Here is a 15,308-nt window from a genome sequence, read left to right as displayed (position 1 = left end):
GGCCACGCCCGTTCTCATGCGCCCATCGGGACCAGCCGGCCCGGCCCGGACGCGGCCGGATCGGAGCGCAGCTTCTCCTGGAGTTGGCGGCTCTGCTCGGTCAGCCGCGGCGGTCCGCTGAGCGGGGGCACGCCGGAGACGCTGCTGCCGGGGGCCGGCGGCGGAGCGTAGGCGGTGGGCGCGGTCGTGACCGTGTACGTGGTCGCCACGGCGATCACCGCGGTCAGCCCGAGTACCGCACGCGTCCACCGCCGGGCCCGGTTCTCGCCGGCGACACGCACCTCGACCGCCGGGCGCGGCTCCAGGCGGACGGCCGGCCGGAGCGAGCCGAAGCGGTCGTGCAGCAGCGCGGACTGCTTCTCGGGCGCCACGTCGACCAGTTCCGGGATCAGGTCGGACAGCTCCTCGTGCGCGTGGAGCAGCCGCAGCGCGGTGGTGGGCGTGCTGGCCTCCGTTTCGGCGGCGGTGTCCGGCAGGTCGAGACCGACTCCGTCGTAGAGCAGGACGGTGCGCCGGTGCGCCGGGGGCAGGGTGAGCATCGCGTCGAGCAGGATCCGGTCGGCGGGCTCGGCCGGCAGCTTGTCCTGCGGGTCGGGGCTCCGGTGGCTGCGGCGCAGCCGGTGCCAGGGCGAGAGGGCGTACTCGTAGGCGGCGGCGCGCACCCATCCCACCGGATCGGGGTCGACGGCCACCTCGGGCCACCGGGCCCAGGCGTGCTGGAACGCCCGCTCCACGGCGTGGTGGGCCAGCGCCCGGCTGCTGGTGAGCAGGTACGCCTGCCGGGTGAGGGCGGGGGCCGCGCGATCGTAGAGCGCGTCGAACGCGGCCGCGGCACCCGCTGCGGGCACGGCCGGGGCCACCGCTGCGGCGCCCTCCTCGGCCGCCCTCCCTGCGGCGGCCTCTTCGGCGGCCTCTTCCGCGACCGCCTCCGCCGACGGCTCGGCGCAGGCCTCGGCCTCGGCCTCGGCGGGGGCCGGGTCGACGACCGCCGGCCCGGCGACCGGCTCCGAAACCGGCCCGGCGACCGGCTCCGCCACCGTCCCGGCGGCGCCCCCGGGGGCCCGAGCTGCGGGCGCTTCGGGGGACGGGCCGGGGCGGGACGCGCCCGAAGCCCCGGCAGCGGAACCGGCCGTGGAATCGGCAGCGGACCCGGAGGGGGGCTGTGGGTGGCTCTGCGCGGACGGCGGCGGGACGGGTTCCGCAGCGGGGCCCGCGGCAGGCGGGGCGGCGGGTTCGGCAGCAGGCTTCGCAGCGGGTTCCGCCGGGTGCACGCAGCCCCGCGCACCGGCCTCCGTACGGAGCGCGGCCTCGCCTTCCAGAACCGCCCCCTCCGCGCCCTCCGCACCCTCCGCGCCCTTCAGGTGCACGGCCGCCTGCGCCGCGGGTGGCCCCCCGTGCCCGGTGCCGTCCGCGGTCGTGGCCGGCGCGTGGCGGGTACGGTCGGACGCCGGTTTCGCCGCGCGCTTGGCCGCCGCCTTGGCCCGGCCCTGCCCGCCGCCCGCGGAGGCCCGAGGGGAACCGGCCGGCCGCGGCGGCGCTCCCCGGCCCGCCCCGTCCTGGGGGACGTGCGAATGCTTCGGGCGCACCGGTTCCGGCGGCGCCAGACTTCGCAGGAAGCGGGCGTAGACCTCGCGTTTTCGCCCCCGGGGGTCCGTACGCCCCGTCTCCCAGGAGCGCACGGTGGCCGGGGCGACGCCCACCGCCGCGGCGACCTGCTCGTGCGTCAGGGCCGCAGCTTCGCGCAGTCTGCGCCGCTCCTTCGGGGAGGGCAGGCCCAGCTCCTCGACGCTTTGTGTCATGCCACACTCCCCGCGACCCGCCAGTCCTGGGCAAAAAAGTACATAAACGTATATTGAGCGACACCACGGTCATTCGCCTGTTACCCGCCCATAGCGCGTGTCGTTGGCACCATGGCGGGGTGACCCAAGTGACCGAACGCGGCACTCCGTTGCCGACGGCCCTCCCGACCGGCCGGCGGCGCCGTTCACCGGCGGCCGCCGCCTGCGTGCTGGGCGGCGCCGTGGCGGCCGGCCTCGGGCTCGGCTTCCTGGCCGTGCTCGTCATCGTGCTGTGGATCAGCTCCCCCTATCCCGACAGCGGCCCCGGCGGGGCCCTGCACCTCGCCGCCGGGCTGTGGCTGCTCGCCCACGGGACCGAGCTGGTGCGCTACGAGACCCTCTCCGGCGTGCCCGCCCCCGTCGGCCTGACGCCCCTGCTCCTGGTGGCCCTGCCGGTCCTGCTCATGCGGCGCGCCGCCCGGCTGGGCGCCGCCGCCGGGGAGTCCGGCGGCGAGGAGGAGGCGGCCGAGGCGGTCCTGCCCGCCGGGGCGGTCTTCTCCGCGGTGCTCTGCGGCTACCTGTCCGTCGCGGCCCTCGCCGTCGTGTACGCGGCGGGCGGACCCATGCCCGCCGACCCGATCAGCGCCGCCTGGCACGTACCGCTGGTCGCCGCCTTCGCCGCCGGCGGCGGGGTCTGGGCGGCCCGGGGGCGCCCGCTGGGCCCGCTGCCCTCGTGGGTGCCGGACGGCGTACGCAGGGCCGTGGCGCGCCCCCGGTACGCGCTGGCGCTGCGCTCCGGTGCGGGCGGTGCGCTCGTCCTGCTGGGCGGCGGGGTGCTGCTGGTCGGGGCCTCGCTGACCTGGCACGGGGCGGAGGTGCAGGGCTCGTTCCTGACGCTGACCGGGGTGTGGTCGGGGCGGTTCGCGGTCCTGCTGCTGGCGGTGGCCCTGATCCCGAACGCCATGGTGTGGGCCGCCGCCTACGCCCTCGGCCCCGGCTTCGCCCTGGGCGCCGGGGCGACGGCGACCCCGCTGGGTTTCACCGGCTCGCCCGCGCTGCCCCGCTTCCCCCTGCTGGCCGCGCTCCCCGCCGAGGGGCCCGGCACGCCGCTGACCTGGGCGGTCGCCGCGATTCCGGTGGCGGCCGGGCTGGCGGTCGGCTGGTTCGCGGTGCGCCGGGCGCGGGAGGTCTCGTGTGGGGAGACCGCCTTGACGGCGGCCCTGGGCGCGCTGGTGTGCGCCCTCGCGACGGCCGGGCTGGCGGCGGCCTCCGCGGGACCCCTGGGTTCGCACGAGCTGTCGGCGTTCGGGCCGCTGTGGTGGGCGGCCGGCGCGGCGGCCCTCGGCTGGACCCTGCCGCCGGCGGTCGCGCTGGCGGTGGCGGTGCACGTCTGGCGCACCCGCCCGGCCGGCGGCTTCGCCGGGGCCGACCTGGACGACGTGGCCGGGCCGCAGGACGACGACTGGCACGACAGCGGCGTACGGGAGGTCCGCTGGGCGGCGCTGCGCCGGGCCGCCGGCACGCTGGTGCCGGAGTTCCCGGCGGCACCCTCCCCGGAGCCCCCGCCCGCCCCGGCGCCGAACCCCGCGCCCCGACCGGTCCCGGCCGCCCCGACGGGGGCGGGGGCGGCCACGACCCTCCCGGCCACGACCCTCCCGGAAGCGGACCCGGACCCGGCCACGACCCTCCCGGAAGCGGCCGCGGACCCGGCGGCGGCGGTGGCCCTCCCGGAGGCGGCCGCGGCACCGGTTCCCGTACGTGTTCCCGTACCCGAGCGGCCGCGGGCGCCCCGCCCCGTACGGGTGGTGTCGGGCCTGGACCTGACCCCGATCCCGCTCACGGCGCGGCCGGAACCCGCGTCGGCGGCCGGGGCTGCGCCCCTGGTCCCGCCCGTGACCGGCGCCCGGGTCGTGCCCCGCCGCAAGCCCTGAGCCGGGCCCGGGCGGGCCGCCCCCGGCTTCCCGGGGGCGGGCCCGTCAGCGCTGGACCTTGAGCACCTCGCCCACCGGGTTGTCGGGCAGCAGGGTGTTGCACTGGAGCTCCGCCGTCTTGGTGAGGGCGTCGTCGCGGCACACGTAGAAGTCCTTGTAGGCGAGCTGCAGCCCGTACGAGGTCATGGCCAGCAGGATCGCCAGTGAGGCCGTCACCAGGCCGCTCACCGCGGCCGTCCGCTGCGGCCGGGCCGCGGGGCCGAGCGCCGCGAGGCCGCCCGGCGCGGGGGCGGTGGCCGCGGCCGCGCCGCCCGCCGGGGCTCCGGCCGCGGCCGCAGCCGGAGCCGGCTTCACCCGCAGGGCGCTGATCCCCCAGTAGAGGGCGAGCGCGCCCAGCAGCAGGCCCACCGAGGGGATGCCGAAGATCCCGAAGAAGAAGCCCCACATGCCGGCGAGCAGCGCGTAGCGCGCGCGGCGCTGGATCGGGTCCGTCGGGTCCCAGCGGGCCGGGCCGGTGCCCCGGCCCTCCGGTGCTTTCGGGGCCTCCCCGCCCGGGCCGTCCCCGCCGCGGCCGTCACCACCGCTGCGCGGCTGCCACGGCTGGTCGGGCCGACCTTCCGGGGGCGCCGCGAAGGGGTTGTCGTCGGTGGAGGAGTCGGGCTGGCGGCGGTCCGGCATCGGGTGCGTTTCTTCCCCTGTGTCAGGGACGCCGTGGTGGCGTCCGGGCGAGGTGAGGCCTGTTTGCGGCTTGTACGCCAGACGCTACCTCTCGGCCGTCCCCCCGTCCCTCGGGGGCCGTCCGGTGTGCCGGTATCGTTGCAGGCGGTCGGTGGCTTCGTATGGTTCCCCGTATATCGGTGCCCCCAACTTTCGTATGAACACACAAGACGAACGTTGTTTTTCCCGCCAGAAAGGGCCGCTCATGGCCGCCTCCCGCCTGGTCGTGCTGGTCTCCGGATCCGGCACCAACCTCCAGGCCCTGCTCGACGCCATCGACGCCCACCCCGGCGGAGCCGAGGGCTTCGGTGCCGAAGTCGTCGCCGTGGGGGCCGACCGCGACGGCATCGCGGGCCTGGAGCGGGCCGAGAAGGCCGGCATCCCCACCTTCGTGTGCCCCGTCAAGGCCTATGGAAGCCGCGCGGAATGGGACGCCGCCCTCACCGCGGCGACCGAGGCCCACGCGCCGGACCTCGTCGTGTCCGCCGGCTTCATGAAGATCGTCGGCGCGGCGTTCCTGGACCGCTTCGGCGGCCGGTTCGTCAACACCCACCCCGCGCTGCTCCCCGCCTTCCCGGGCGCGCACGGGGTACGGGACGCCCTGGCCTACGGGGCCAAGGTCACCGGCTGCACCGTCCACTTCGTGGACGGCGGCGTGGACACCGGTCCGATCATCGCCCAGGGTGTGGTCGAGATCCGGGACGGGGAAGAAGAAGCCGCTCTCCATGAGCGCATCAAGGAAGTCGAGCGCGCGCTGCTCGTCGATGTCGTGGGGCGCCTGGCCCGGCACGGCTACCGCATTGAGGGACGAAAGGTAACAATCCAGTGACCGCCGTAGAGAGCAACGACCCGACCACGACCCAGCGGCCGATCCGGCGTGCGCTCGTCAGCGTCTACGACAAGACGGGACTGGAAGAGCTGGCCCGCGGCCTGCACGAGGCGGGCGTCGCCCTCGTCTCCACCGGCTCCACCGCATCGAGGATCGCCGCGGCCGGGGTGCCCGTCACCAAGGTCGAGGAGCTCACCGGCTTCCCCGAGTGCCTCGACGGCCGGGTCAAGACCCTGCACCCGCGGGTGCACGCGGGCGTCCTTGCCGACCTGCGGCTGGAGGACCACCGCAACCAGCTCGCCGAGCTGGGCGTCGAGCCCTTCGACCTGGTCGTCGTCAACCTGTACCCCTTCCTCGCGACCGTCCAGTCGGGCGCCACCCCGGACGAGTGCGTGGAGCAGATCGACATCGGCGGCCCCTCGATGGTCCGCGCCGCGGCCAAGAACCATCCGTCGGTCGCCGTCGTCACCAGCCCCGAGCGCTACGCCGACGTCCTCGCGGCGGCGCAGAACGGCGGCTTCGACCTGACCGCCCGCAAGCGCCTGGCGGCCGAGGCCTTCCAGCACACCGCCGCCTACGACGTGGCCGTCGCCTCGTGGTTCACGAATGCGTACGCCCCGGAGCCGGAGGCCGTGCTGCCCGAGTTCCTGGCCGGCGCCTGGGAGCGCAAGTCGACCCTGCGCTACGGCGAGAACCCGCACCAGGCCGCCGCGCTGTACACGGACGGCCGGCCGGGCGGGCTCGCCAACGCCGAGCAACTGCACGGCAAGGAGATGTCCTTCAACAACTACGTGGACACCGAGGCCGCCCGCCGGGCCGCCTACGACCACGACGAGCCCTGTGTCGCCATCATCAAGCACGCCAACCCGTGCGGCATCGCGATCGGCGCCGACGTGGCCGCCGCCCACCGCAAGGCGCACGCCTGCGACCCGCTGTCGGCCTTCGGCGGGGTCATCGCCGTGAACCGCCCGGTGAGCGTCGAGCTCGCCGAGCAGGTGGCGGAGATCTTCACCGAGGTCATCGCGGCGCCCGGTTACGAGGACGGCGCCGTCGAGGTCCTCGCCAAGAAGAAGAACATCCGCGTCCTGAAGGTGGACGGCACCCCGCACCAGCCCGGCGACCTCAAGCCGGTCAGCGGCGGCGCGCTGCTCCAGCAGAGCGACCTCTTCCAGGCCGAGGGCGACGACCCGGCGCACTGGACCCTGGCCACCGGTGACGCGCTGTCCGCCGCGGAACTCGCCGAGCTGGCCTTCGCGTGGAAGGCCTGCCGGGCCGTCAAGTCCAACGCGATCCTGCTGGCCAAGGACGGCGCCTCGGTCGGCGTCGGCATGGGCCAGGTCAACCGCGTCGACTCGGCGAAGCTCGCCGTCGAGCGGGCGGGCGCCGAGCGCGCGCAGGGCTCGTACGCCGCGTCCGACGCGTTCTTCCCCTTCCCCGACGGGCTGGAGATCCTCACGGCGGCGGGCATCAAGGCCGTCGTCCAGCCGGGCGGTTCCGTCCGCGACGAACAGGTGGTCGAGGCGGCCGAGAAGGCCGGCGTGACGATGTACTTCACCGGGACCCGCCACTTCTTCCACTGACCGGACCCCTGCGCACACGGCGAAGGCCGCGCCCCGCACTGCGGGACGCGGCCTTCGCCGTTCACTGCGGCGGCAGGGCCCGGCCGGGCCCTGCCGCGCTGCCGCCTAGTACTGCGGGCGGCTGAAGTACTGGCTCGCGTCGCTCTTGGCCAGGAAGACGATGATGAGGATGCCGAGCACCAGGCTGATGAGCGCGAACACGTTCGCGGTCAGCAGGCTCAGCAGGCTGAACAGCGCGGTGACGGAGCCGTAGATGATGCCCGAGACGCGGATGCCGCCGCGGCCCTTGGGCAGCTTCACGGCGGTCAGGATGGCCCACAGCGCGAAGCCCAGGATGAGGACACCCAGGACGATCATGACGCCGACGCCGATGGCGGCGGCCTGGTCGGCCTCGGTGCCGTTCAGGCCCGAGCTGGAGGTGTCGGCGCCGGAGATCATGTCGGCGACCCAGGCGGAGGCGATCATGGCGATCAGGGCCAGCACCACCTGGAGACCGCCGAGGATGTACAGCATGATGCGGGCAGCCTTGACGCCGCCCGGCATCTCGACGGGCCCGCCCGGGAACCCGCCGGGGCCGGCCGGGTAGCCGGCGGGCGCGCCCTGCTGGGGGTAGCCGTAGGCGGGCTGGCCGCCCTGCGGGGCCTGCTGCGGGTAGCCGTACCCGGGCTGGCCGCCCTGCGGGGCCTGGGGCTGCTGTCCGTACGGGTTGTTCGGGTCGCCGAAGCTCATCTTGGGTGGTTCCTCCGTGGAAGTGCGGGGACGCACGGCACGCGCGGAGGAGTTTCTTCGATGATGCGGTCCGCCCCCCGGCACTGCCCGCGGCACTCTTTCGCTGCATCGTCGTCGGACCGGCCCGGACTTGTCCAGCCGGTTGTGCCGGGGGCGGTCACTTGTTGTGCAAGTGCAATGAACCGCGCGCTCTCCCGAGACCCTTGACTGGAACAGACGCCACCCCATCCGGGAGGATGGGGTCATGACCGCCCAGATTCTCGATGGCAAGGCCACCGCGGCCGCGATCAAGTCCGAACTGTCCGCCCGCGTGGCGGCCCTGAAGGCCCGGGGCACCACCCCAGGCCTCGGCACCCTCCTGGTCGGCGACGACCCGGGCAGCCGCTGGTACGTCAACGGCAAGCACAAGGACTGCGCCGAGGTCGGCATCGCCTCCATCCAGCGCGAACTGCCCGCGACGGCCTCCCAGGAGGACATCGAGGCGGTCGTCCGCGAACTCAACGACAACCCGGAGTGCACGGGCTACATCGTCCAACTCCCGCTCCCCAAGGGCATCGACACCAACCGGGTGCTGGAGCTGATGGACCCGGAGAAGGACGCCGACGGCCTGCACCCCATGTCCCTGGGCCGGCTCGTGCTGAACGAGCCCGGCCCGCTGCCCTGCACCCCGTACGGCATCGTCGAACTGCTGCGCCACCACGGCGTCGAGATCAACGGCGCCCACGTGGTCGTCCTGGGCCGCGGCATCACCGTCGGCCGGTCCATCGGCCTGCTCCTGACCCGCAAGTCGGAGAACGCCACCGTGACGCTCTGTCACACCGGTACGCGCGATCTGTCCGGGCTGCTGCGCCAGGCGGACATCGTCGTCGCCGCGGCCGGTGTCCCGCACCTGGTCAAGCCGGAGGACGTGAAGCCGGGCGCGGCCGTGCTCGACGTCGGCGTCAGCCGCGACGAGCAGGGCAGGATCGTCGGCGACGTGCACCCCGGGGTGGCCGAGGTCGCGGGCTGGATCTCCCCGAACCCGGGCGGCGTCGGCCCGATGACCCGCGCCCAACTGCTGGTCAACGTGGTCGAGGCGGCGGAACGGATTCCCAGTGCGGGCTGAACCCGGGGCGGACCCCGGCGCGGAGCCCGCGGCGGCCGCCACGCCCCCCGCGGGCACGGCCGCCGCCACGCCGGCCCCCGGCAGGCCGGCCCCGACGCCGGCCGCGGGTTCCAAAGCCGCCGAGGCGGGCCCCGGCCGCTCCCGCCGGTTCCCGTCCGTGACCCGGGACACCGCCCGGCCCGAGGGGAGCGGCCGGGCCGTCCCCGGAGCCGTGTCCACACCCGTCCGGCAGTGGCCGATGCTCGCCGTGCTCACGGCCACCGCGGTCGGACTGCTGGTCACGGCCCTGGGGCAGCCCCGGGCCGGCTGCCTGGTGATGGGCGTGGCCCTGATCCTGGCCGCGGTGCTGCGGCGACTGCTCCCGTCGGTGGGCATGCTCGCGGTGCGCTCCCGCTTCACCGACATGGTCACCTACGGGCTGCTGGGTCTGGTGATCACGCTGCTCGCGCTGGTCATGGAGCCGAACCCGCTGCTGGAGATCCCGTTCCTGGAGTCCGCGGTCCGCTTCACGGTCCGCTGACCGCCGACCGCCACCATCCGCTGACCGCCACCGTCCGCTGGCCGCCGCCGTCCGCCGACCGCCACCGTCCGCTGACCGGCCGCCGTCCGGCGCCGGCCGTCGGCGGACCGTCAGGACCCGCAGCCGCCGCCCGGCTGCGCCGCGGTCAGCGCCGCGAGGGTGGCCGCGACGGCCGGCCGGGTCTCGGTGCCTGCCCGGACCACGGCGTCCAGGGTCCGTCCCGGGCCGGGCAGTTCGCGTACGACGGCGCCGGCCGGCGGATCCCCGCACATCAGCCGCGGCAGGATCGACACGGCGTGGCCGGTGGCGACCAGCCAGAGCCCGGCCCGCAGGTCCGCGCACTCGTGCGCGACCCGCGGGGTGAAGCCGGCGTTGCGGCAGGCGTGCAGCAGCATGTCGCGGCAGCTGCTCGGGGCCGGGGCCGAGACCCAGTCCGCCTCCCGCAGGGCGGCCAGCCCCTCCCGCTCCCAGGCGGGCAGCAGTGCCCGCGGCAGCGCCAGGCACAGGGGGTCCTCGAACAGCCGCACCGCATGGGTCCCCTCCGCGGGCGGGGCGCCGAGCAGCGGGTAGGCGTAGGTCACCGCGAGGTCCAGCCGGCGGGCGCGGAGCCGCGGCACGGCCTCCTCGGGGTCGGCCTGCACGATCCGCGGCCGCAGCCGCGGGTGGCGCGCCGCCAGCTCGGCGACGAGCGGCGCGGCCACCGTGGCCAGCGCACTCGGGGCGCACCCGATGACGACCTCCCCGCGCAGGTCCGCGTCCAGGGCCCGGACCGCGCCCTCGGCCCGTTCCAGTGCGGCCAGCACGGGCTCGCAGGCCGCAGCCAGGGCCGCGCCGGCCGCGGTGAGCCGCAGCCCCCGGCCCTCCCGCTCGACCAGGACGGCCCCCGCCTCCGCCTCCAGCGTCCGCAGCTGCTGGGACACCGCGGAGGGGGTGACGCCGTGCAGGTCGGCGACCGCGGTCACCCGTCCGTGTGCGGCCAGGTCCCGGAGGATGACCATCCGCTTCACATCCAGCATGAGTTCATCTTAAACATCCGTGAAGAAGGAGTAGCTGGACTGCACGGACGGCGCCGCGAGAGGCTCTCCGTATGAACATCGTCCTGATCGGAGCGCACGGAACCCTCGGCACGGCGGTCCACACCGCCCTGCGCGAGCGCGGCCACCGTGTCGTCACCGCCTCCCGCACCCGTGCCGACATCACCCTGGACATCACCGACCCCGCCTCGGTCCGGGCGATGTACGACGCCCTCGACGCCCGGGCCGCCGCCGACCCCGCGGAGGCGGTGGACGCGGTGGCCGTCGCCGCGGGCAGCGTCCCCTGGCGCCCACTGGAGGACCTGACCGCCGACGAGGTCCGCCAAGGCCTCGAAGGCAAGGCCGTCAGCCAGATCGAGCTCGTCCGCCAAGGCCTCCACCGGCTGCCCGCGCACGCCTCGTACACCCTCGTCACCGGCATCCTGGCCCGCGAGCCGCTGCGCACCGGCGCGGTCGCCTCGCTGGTCAACGGCGCGGTCGAGGCCTTCGTACGGGCCGCGGCCGTCGAACTCCCCGGCCGCCAGCGGATCAACGCGGTCAGCCCGACCGTCTTCGAGGAGTCCCTCGACGCGTACGGGGAGACCTTCGCGGGATGCGACCCCGTACCGGTGGGCCGGGCGGCGCGCGCTTACGTGAAGTCGATCGAAGGGCACCGCACGGGCGAGGTCTTCCGCGTCGAATGACGGCCCGGAACGCACCCGGGCCTTCGAAACCCGGGGCGCGTGTGCGGCGCACCACAGGGACCGGGGGATTCGGCCGCCTGCGGGTCGGATAGCCTGACCGCGGATGTCTCTTCACGTCAAGATTCACCGGGAAGCGGCGTCCTCCCAGCACATGGGGCGGGGACGCCCCACCGCCAGCTGTCTAACGGAGAAGGCCATGACCCGCACTCCCGTGAATGTCACCGTGACCGGCGCTGCCGGCCAGATCGGCTACGCGCTGCTCTTCCGCATCGCCTCCGGTCACCTGCTCGGCGCGGACGTGCCGGTCAAGCTCCGTCTTCTGGAGATCCCCCAGGGCATGAAGGCCGCTGAGGGCACCGCCATGGAGCTCGACGACTGCGCGTTCCCGCTGCTCAAGGGCATCGACATCTTCGACGACCCGAACCAGGGCTTCGAGGGTGCGAACGTCGCCCTGCTCGTCGGTGCGCGCCCCCGCACCAAGGGCATGGAGCGCGGTGACCTGCTCTCCGCCAACGGCGGGATCTTCAAGCCGCAGGGCAAGGCCATCAACGACCACGCCGCGGACGACATCAAGGTCCTCGTCGTCGGCAACCCGGCCAACACCAACGCGCTCATCGCGCAGGCCGCCGCCCCGGACGTACCGGCCGAGCGCTTCACCGCGATGACCCGCCTGGACCACAACCGCGCGATCTCGCAGCTCGCGAAGAAGACCGGCGCCGACGTCACCGACATCAAGCGCCTGACCATCTGGGGCAACCACTCGGCCACCCAGTACCCGGACATCTTCCACGCGGAGATCGCCGGCAAGAACGCCGCCGAGGTCGTCGGCGACGAGCAGTGGCTCGCCGACACCTTCATCCCGACCGTCGCCAAGCGCGGCGCGGCGATCATCGAGGCCCGCGGCGCGTCCTCCGCCGCCTCGGCCGCCAACGCCGCCATCGACCACGTGCACACCTGGGTCAACGGCACCGCGGCGGGCGACTGGACCTCCATGGGCATCCCGTCGGACGGCTCCTACGGCGTCCCGGAGGGCATCATCTCCTCCTTCCCCGTCACCACCAAGGACGGCTCGTACGAGATCGTCCAGGGCCTGGACCTCAACGAGTTCTCCCGTACGCGCATCGACGCGTCCGTGCAGGAGCTCGTCGAGGAGCGCGACGCGGTGCGCGAGCTCGGCCTGATCTGAGCCACGGGCCGATCCGGCCCCCAAGGCCCCGGCGCAGCGCGCCGGGGCCTTTTGGCGTGTTCACGCCTGTCGTAGGGGCCCGGCGGCCTCTACATTTTCCCTCCGCACACCGGAAGGGGGATTCGGTGACAGACACGGCGGGTGGCAGAGCTCCGGTGGAGCCGTCCCTGAGCGAAGCCGGGCGCCTGCTGTGCGCCGGCACCTACCTCGACGCGGCCTACCGCGACCGGGTCATCGAGCGGTGTCCTGGGCGGCTCGGGCGGCGGTCTCCCACAGCGGGTGAGCCGTGACGCGCGAGCCGCGACGCGAGCCGTGCCGCACGCGCCGTAACGCGTGAGCCGTGACGCACGCGCCACAGCGCACGACGGCCGGCGCGTCCACGGCTCAGGGCTTGCCCGCGCCCGGCGTGTAGTGGCCCGGCACCATGCGGGTGGAGACGGCGAACCGGTTCCAGGCGTTGATCGTCGTGATCACCGCGATCAGCTGGGCCAGTTCGGCCGCCTCGAACTGCCGGGCGGCCCTCTCGTACACCTCGTCCGGCACGAAGCCGTCCGTCAGGACGGTGACGGCCTCCGTCAGCTCGATCGCCGCGAGCTCCTTCTCCGTGTAGAAGTGCCGCGACTCCTCCCAGGCGCCCAACTGCACGATCCGCTCGACGCTCTCACCCGCCGCCAAGGCGTCCTTCGTGTGCATGTCCAGGCAGAACGCGCAGTGGTTGACCTGCGAGGCCCGGATCTTCACCAGCTCCACCAGCACCGGGTCCAAGCCCTTCCGGGCCGCCGTCTCCAAGGCCACCATGGCCTTGTAGACCGCGGGGGCGAGCTGGTGCCACTGCAGGCGGGAAGGCTGTTCAGGGGCGTGTACGGGGGTTTCGGCAGTCGTCGTCATGGCCCCACCGTACGAGCCGGGCGGCCCGCCGATATGGTCCATCTCCATGACGGAATCCTGGGCCACTTCCGGTGGCGACCTGCACCTGGAGCTGTCCGCCGGCCGCGGTCTGAAGGCGGGGCTCGCCGACGCCCTGCGCGAGGCCGCCCGCAGCGGGCGGCTGGCGCCCGGCACCCGGCTGCCGTCCTCCCGCACCCTCGCCGCCGATCTGCGGATCGCCCGCAACACGGTCGCCGAGGCCTACGCCGAACTCGTCGCCGAGGGATGGCTGACGGCCCGCCAGGGCTCCGGCACCCGGGTCGCCGAACGGGCCACGCCGCTCCGGCCCGCCGGTGGTGCCCGGGTCCGCCGCCCCGCCCGCCGGGGGCCCGCGTACAGCCTGCTGCCCGGCTCCCCGGACCTCGGCGGCTTCCCGCGCACCGCCTGGCTGGCGGCGGCCCGCCGGGCGCTGACCGCCGCACCCAACGAGGCCTTCGGGTACGCGGCCGACCTCCGGGGGCGGATCGAGCTGCGCGAGGCGCTGGCCGGATACCTGGCCCGGGCCCGCGGTGTGTACGCCGACCCCGAGCGGATCGTGCTGTGCGCGGGGTTCGTCCACGGGCTGCGCGTGCTCTGCGCGGTGCTGCGGGCCCGGCGGGTGCGCGAGGTGGCCGTGGAGGCGTACAGCCTGGACATCCACCGGGACCTGGTGGCCCGCGCGGGGCTGCGGACACGCCCCCTCGGGGTCGACGGGGAGGGAGCCCGCACGGGCGACCTGGGCGCCGGCCCCGGCGCGGTCCTGCTCACCCCCGCCCACCAGTTCCCGACGGGCGCCGCGCTGACCCCCGCCCGCCGGGCGGCGGCCGTCGACTGGGCCCGGCGCACCGGCGGGCTCGTCCTGGAGGACGACTACGACGGGGAGTTCCGCTACGACCGCCAGCCCGTCGGGGCGCTCCAAGGGCTCGACCCCGACCGGGTGGTGTACCTCGGGACGGCCAGCAAGTCCCTGGCGCCGGGGCTGCGCATGGGCTGGATGGTGGTCCCGCCGGGGCTGCTGGACGAGGTGACGGCGGCCATGGGCGGCCTCGGGGGGACCCCCGGCGTCCTGGACCAGCTCACCCTCGCGGAGTTCCTCACCTCCGGGGCGTACGACCGGCACGTGCGCGGCATGCGGCTGCGCTACCGGCGGCGCCGGGACGCGATGGTGGCGGCCGTGTCGGGCCGCGTCGCCGTCTCCGGGATCGCGGCGGGCCTGCACGCCGTACTGGACCTCCCGCCCGGCACCGAACGCACCGCCCTGCAGTCCGCGGCCTGGCAGGACCTCGCCCTCCAGGGCCTGTCCGCCTTCCGGCACCCGGACGCCGACCTGCCGCCCCGGGACGCGCTGGTCGTCGGCTACGGCACACCCCCGGACAGCGCCTGGGCCCCGACCCTGGCCGCCCTGTCCGCGGTCCTGCCGTAGCGGGCGCCCCGCCCGGTCAGACCGGGTCGGGGGCTTCCGCAGGCCGCGGCGGCGGGGGCTCACCGAACCGGGCCAGGAACAGGGCTCCGGCGACGGCCACCGTGAAGCCCGCCACCGCCAGCCAGGTCAGCCCCTCCCGGGTGCGGTCGCCCAGCCAGACCACCCCCACCACCGCAGGCCCGACCGTCTCGCCGAGGACCATGCCGGCCGTCGCCGCCGTGACCGAGCCGCGCTGCAGGGCCGAGGTCAGCAGCAGGAAGGCCGCGCCCCCGCCCAGTAGCAGGGCGTACAGGGCCGGACTGCGCAGTTCGGCGAGGGAGAACCCGTCGATGAGGCGGACCGCCACCTCCACCACCCCGAAGCCGGTGCCCGCCGCGAACCCCAGCACCAGCGGGCGCCAGCGCTCCGGCAGCCGGCCCGCCGCCGCGCCGACCAGCAGCACCAGGACCGCGACCGCCAGCAGGCCCAGTTCCAGTGCGGGCGTACCGGTCCCCGAGCCCTCCTCCCCGGAGGCCAGCCCCAGCATCAGCAGCCCGGCGCACACCACCGCCACCGCCGCCCACTCCGTACCCGAGAGCCGCACCCGCAGCAGCCGGGCGGCGACCACGGCCGTCACGGCCAGGCTGGCGGCCAGCGCGGCCCCCACCGCGTAGATCGGGATGTGCCGCAGGGCGATGATCTGCAGCACGAACCCCGCCGCGTCGAGGCCGAGCCCCAGCAGATAGCGCCACTGCCGGGCGGCCCGCAGCAGCAGCGCCGGGTCGACGCCGGAGCCCGTCCCCGGCTCGGCGGCCCGCGCCGCCATGGCCTGGAGGACGGACGCCGTACCGAAGCAGACCGCCGCACCGAGTGCGCACATCATCCCAATCAGCACAAAGCGACTCTAG

At 75.2% G+C, this 15,308-nt stretch carries 14 protein-coding genes; 8 read left to right on the top strand and 6 right to left on the bottom strand.

The window, feature by feature from the left end; genetic code table 11:
• Positions 1 to 14: 14 nt before the first annotated feature.
• Complete coding sequence (locus ACLJTM_RS00145) at positions 15 to 1,799, bottom strand: RNA polymerase sigma factor (RefSeq protein ID WP_411101284.1); 1,785 nt, start codon at positions 1,797 to 1,799, stop codon at positions 15 to 17.
• 119 nt (positions 1,800 to 1,918) lie between these two features.
• Between ACLJTM_RS00145 and ACLJTM_RS00140 the strand changes: the two genes are divergently transcribed.
• Complete coding sequence (locus ACLJTM_RS00140) at positions 1,919 to 3,709, top strand: DUF6350 family protein (RefSeq protein ID WP_411101283.1); 1,791 nt, start codon at positions 1,919 to 1,921, stop codon at positions 3,707 to 3,709.
• A gap of 45 nt (positions 3,710 to 3,754) precedes the next feature.
• Here the strand turns inward: ACLJTM_RS00140 and ACLJTM_RS00135 are convergent, their stop codons facing one another.
• Positions 3,755 to 4,387, bottom strand: a complete 633-nt coding sequence (locus tag ACLJTM_RS00135; RefSeq protein WP_411101282.1) for a hypothetical protein — start codon at positions 4,385 to 4,387, stop codon at positions 3,755 to 3,757.
• Positions 4,388 to 4,631: 244 nt separating this feature from the next.
• Here ACLJTM_RS00135 and purN point away from each other — a divergent pair, with 244 nt between their 5' ends.
• Together purN and purH are read left to right on the top strand one after the other, a co-directional pair.
• The gene (gene purN, locus ACLJTM_RS00130; protein WP_411101281.1) at positions 4,632 to 5,255 is read left to right on the top strand and encodes a phosphoribosylglycinamide formyltransferase; all 624 of its coding nucleotides are present in this window, start codon (positions 4,632 to 4,634) and stop codon (positions 5,253 to 5,255) included.
• A complete protein-coding gene (gene purH / locus ACLJTM_RS00125) occupies positions 5,252 to 6,835 on the top strand; it encodes a bifunctional phosphoribosylaminoimidazolecarboxamide formyltransferase/IMP cyclohydrolase (RefSeq protein ID WP_411101280.1) in 1,584 nt (527 codons plus the stop codon). Before purN ends, purH begins: the two co-directional genes overlap by 4 nt.
• A 105-nt stretch (positions 6,836 to 6,940) precedes the next feature.
• Here the strand turns inward: purH and ACLJTM_RS00120 are convergent, their stop codons facing one another.
• Complete coding sequence (locus ACLJTM_RS00120) at positions 6,941 to 7,564, bottom strand: hypothetical protein (protein WP_411101279.1); 624 nt, start codon at positions 7,562 to 7,564, stop codon at positions 6,941 to 6,943.
• Positions 7,565 to 7,808: 244 nt separating this feature from the next.
• Here ACLJTM_RS00120 and ACLJTM_RS00115 point away from each other — a divergent pair, with 244 nt between their 5' ends.
• A complete protein-coding gene (locus ACLJTM_RS00115; RefSeq protein WP_411101278.1) occupies positions 7,809 to 8,669 on the top strand; it encodes a bifunctional methylenetetrahydrofolate dehydrogenase/methenyltetrahydrofolate cyclohydrolase in 861 nt (286 codons plus the stop codon).
• Positions 8,659 to 9,189 carry a DUF3017 domain-containing protein gene (locus ACLJTM_RS00110; protein ID WP_411101277.1) on the top strand — a complete coding sequence of 177 codons (531 nt, stop codon included), beginning with the start codon at positions 8,659 to 8,661 and terminating at the stop codon, positions 9,187 to 9,189. Before ACLJTM_RS00115 ends, ACLJTM_RS00110 begins: the two co-directional genes overlap by 11 nt.
• A gap of 110 nt (positions 9,190 to 9,299) precedes the next feature.
• Here the strand turns inward: ACLJTM_RS00110 and ACLJTM_RS00105 are convergent, their stop codons facing one another.
• Entirely contained in the window at positions 9,300 to 10,205 is a 906-nt protein-coding gene (locus ACLJTM_RS00105) for a LysR family transcriptional regulator (RefSeq protein WP_411101276.1), read from the bottom strand.
• 71 nt (positions 10,206 to 10,276) lie between these two features.
• Between ACLJTM_RS00105 and ACLJTM_RS00100 the strand changes: the two genes are divergently transcribed.
• Both ACLJTM_RS00100 and ACLJTM_RS00095 read left to right on the top strand, forming a co-directional pair.
• Positions 10,277 to 10,906, top strand: coding sequence for a short chain dehydrogenase (locus tag ACLJTM_RS00100; RefSeq protein WP_411101275.1), 630 nt, complete (start codon positions 10,277 to 10,279; stop codon positions 10,904 to 10,906).
• 196 nt (positions 10,907 to 11,102) lie between these two features.
• A complete protein-coding gene (locus tag ACLJTM_RS00095; protein WP_411101274.1) occupies positions 11,103 to 12,092 on the top strand; it encodes a malate dehydrogenase in 990 nt (329 codons plus the stop codon).
• Positions 12,093 to 12,476: 384 nt separating this feature from the next.
• On the opposite strand, the gene ACLJTM_RS00090 is transcribed toward ACLJTM_RS00095, so the two are convergent.
• Entirely contained in the window at positions 12,477 to 12,980 is a 504-nt protein-coding gene (locus ACLJTM_RS00090) for a carboxymuconolactone decarboxylase family protein (RefSeq protein WP_411101273.1), read from the bottom strand.
• A 46-nt stretch (positions 12,981 to 13,026) separates the two neighbouring features.
• On the opposite strand from ACLJTM_RS00090, the gene ACLJTM_RS00085 reads away from it, so the two are divergent.
• Positions 13,027 to 14,421 carry a PLP-dependent aminotransferase family protein gene (locus ACLJTM_RS00085; RefSeq protein ID WP_411101272.1) on the top strand — a complete coding sequence of 465 codons (1,395 nt, stop codon included), beginning with the start codon at positions 13,027 to 13,029 and terminating at the stop codon, positions 14,419 to 14,421.
• A 16-nt stretch (positions 14,422 to 14,437) separates the two neighbouring features.
• Here ACLJTM_RS00085 and ACLJTM_RS00080 read toward each other — a convergent pair whose 3' ends face one another.
• Positions 14,438 to 15,283 (bottom strand): hypothetical protein, encoded by an 846-nt coding sequence (locus tag ACLJTM_RS00080; RefSeq protein ID WP_411102226.1) that lies wholly within the window; start codon positions 15,281 to 15,283, stop codon positions 14,438 to 14,440.
• Between the last annotated feature and the right edge of the window lie 25 nt (positions 15,284 to 15,308).

The organism is Streptomyces sp. cmx-4-9 (assembly GCF_046548835.1).
In the GTDB taxonomy this organism is placed as follows: domain Bacteria; phylum Actinomycetota; class Actinomycetes; order Streptomycetales; family Streptomycetaceae; genus Streptomyces.
Note: the sequence above shows the minus strand (reverse complement) of the source record. Positions and strands in the feature narration are given on the sequence as shown.

Bases quoted from the DNA above. Each gene is read 5' to 3' on its own strand.
- ACLJTM_RS00085 (WP_411101272.1), top strand. From the start codon at position 13,027: ATGACGGAATCCTGGGCCACTTCCGGTGGCGACCTGCACCTGGAGCTG.
- ACLJTM_RS00135 (WP_411101282.1), bottom strand. From the start codon at position 4,387: ATGCCGGACCGCCGCCAGCCCGACTCCTCCACCGACGACAACCCCTTC.
- ACLJTM_RS00145 (WP_411101284.1), bottom strand. From the start codon at position 1,799: ATGACACAAAGCGTCGAGGAGCTGGGCCTGCCCTCCCCGAAGGAGCGG.
- ACLJTM_RS00100 (WP_411101275.1), top strand. From the start codon at position 10,277: ATGAACATCGTCCTGATCGGAGCGCACGGAACCCTCGGCACGGCGGTC.
- ACLJTM_RS00115 (WP_411101278.1), top strand. From the start codon at position 7,809: ATGACCGCCCAGATTCTCGATGGCAAGGCCACCGCGGCCGCGATCAAG.
- purN (WP_411101281.1), top strand. From the start codon at position 4,632: ATGGCCGCCTCCCGCCTGGTCGTGCTGGTCTCCGGATCCGGCACCAAC.
- ACLJTM_RS00105 (WP_411101276.1), bottom strand. From the start codon at position 10,205: ATGCTGGATGTGAAGCGGATGGTCATCCTCCGGGACCTGGCCGCACAC.
- ACLJTM_RS00080 (WP_411102226.1), bottom strand. From the start codon at position 15,283: ATGATGTGCGCACTCGGTGCGGCGGTCTGCTTCGGTACGGCGTCCGTC.
- ACLJTM_RS00095 (WP_411101274.1), top strand. From the start codon at position 11,103: ATGACCCGCACTCCCGTGAATGTCACCGTGACCGGCGCTGCCGGCCAG.
- ACLJTM_RS00090 (WP_411101273.1), bottom strand. From the start codon at position 12,980: ATGACGACGACTGCCGAAACCCCCGTACACGCCCCTGAACAGCCTTCC.
- ACLJTM_RS00120 (WP_411101279.1), bottom strand. From the start codon at position 7,564: ATGAGCTTCGGCGACCCGAACAACCCGTACGGACAGCAGCCCCAGGCC.